This is a genomic window from Candidatus Eisenbacteria bacterium, assembly GCA_035712145.1.
In the GTDB taxonomy this organism is placed as follows: domain Bacteria; phylum Eisenbacteria; class RBG-16-71-46; order RBG-16-71-46; family RBG-16-71-46; genus DASTBI01.
On sequence record DASTBI010000129.1, the window covers coordinates 1 to 1,235 of the forward strand.

Sequence of the window (1,235 nt, forward strand, 5' to 3'; positions counted from 1 at the left end):
ACTAAGTGCAGGCTACCGTAAATCTGATCCGAGTTTGACATGCTCCAACACCATGTGTACACTGGGCTTGGGAGGTGTGAACGATGCGAGGTCCCAAGCCCTTCTATCCGATTGTGTTGTCAGCTGAGCAGGAGCAACAGCTCCGGCAGCTCCTGCGCGCCCATACCACGCCCCAAACCATCGTTTTGCGGGCGCGGATTGTCCTGGCGGCTCATGACCATCCCGACTGGAGTAATCAGCAGCTTGCCGCCCACTCTGGCACCGCTGATCGAATCGTGCGCAAATGGCGGCGGCGCTGGAGCGAAACGCACTCGCTCGACGATGCGCCGCGGCCGGGTGCGCCGCGGCGTTTTTCCCCCTGAGGTGCAAGTTCAAGTCACTGCCACCGCCTGCTCGCTGCCCCGCACGCAGGGCGTGCCGCTCGCGCGCTGGAGTCGAGCCGAACTGGCTCGACGCGTGGCCGCTGCTTGCTCTGGGAGCGGCGTGTCGGCCAGTACTGTCGGCCGCTGGTTGCTCTCTGAGCGCCTCCGGCCCTGGCGCTACCGCTCCTGGCAACATATCCACGATCCCAGCACGTTTCTGGAGCGGGCACGACCGATCTTGCAGCTGTATGAGGCTGCGCGGCTGTTGCTCTCGCGCGGCACGTGGGTGGTGTGTGTCGATGAGAAAACCTCCATCCAAGCGCGTCAAGCCGAGATGGCGCCGCGGCCGAGCATCCGCCGCCACTGTCTGCGCCAATCGCCGCGCTACACCCGTCGCGGTGCACGGCATTTGATCGCGGGACTGAGCGTGGCGGACGGAGAGGTTATGGGGTGCTGTACGACACGCAAACGCTTTGTGGACTTCCAGACCTTCATCGCAACGGTGCTGGTGAAGGAGGCACAGCGGCGCGGGGTGCAGACAATCGCGCTGATCGTGGACAATGGCCCGACCCACGCACCCAAGCAACTGGAGGACTGGCTGAGAGAGCAGGCTGAGCAGCAGGGTTGGGGCCTGACGTTCCAAGTCTACTGGCTGCCCAAGAACGCCTCCTGGCTGGATCAGATCGAGATTTGGTTTTCGATTCTGCAACGCAAACTCCTGCAGCCCAACCACTTCAGCAGTACAACAGAGTTAGAGCAGGCGATTGCCGACTTCATCGCCTATTACAACCAGACGGCCAAGCCAATCAAGTGGTCATACACCGTCGACAAGCTGGAACGGAAACTCGGATCGCTTTTATGATAGCCTGTACT

At 61.8% G+C, this 1,235-nt stretch carries 1 protein-coding gene; it reads left to right on the plus strand.

Annotated features, from left to right (window positions below; translation table 11 throughout):
• The first annotated feature begins 243 nt into the window (after positions 1–243).
• Complete coding sequence (locus tag VFQ05_08065) at positions 244–1,224, plus strand: IS630 family transposase (GenBank protein HET9326711.1); 981 nt, start codon at positions 244–246, stop codon at positions 1,222–1,224.
• Positions 1,225–1,235 lie beyond the last annotated feature (11 nt).